Raw genomic sequence first — 234 nt, 5'->3', positions numbered from 1 at the left:
ATTGTTATTTCTTGAATATTACATGATTTTGACCCAGGAGCAGCACAAATGTCAAGTATTATAGAGTTTTCCAACGGTTCTAATATTTCTGCACACAAACTACATGAACCATCTTGTATAAGAAATTTACCTTCTTTAAATTCTTTCGTATCTATTATAGATTCTGGATTTTCTACAATGAAACTGTCTTTTAAAAACGGATGATCATTTAATGCAAATCCTTGATTTTCTAGG

Annotated in this window: 1 pseudogene; it reads right to left on the bottom strand. The window is 29.9% G+C overall.

The window, feature by feature from the left end:
* Positions 1-234: pseudogene (locus tag KZZ06_RS22275) on the bottom strand (hypothetical protein); the annotation flags it as partial.

The sequence above is a fragment of the Sulfitobacter sp. CW3 genome, assembly GCF_019392245.1.
In the GTDB taxonomy this organism is placed as follows: Bacteria; Pseudomonadota; Alphaproteobacteria; order Rhodobacterales; family Rhodobacteraceae; genus Sulfitobacter.
This window is presented reverse-complemented; position numbering and strand designations above follow the sequence as displayed.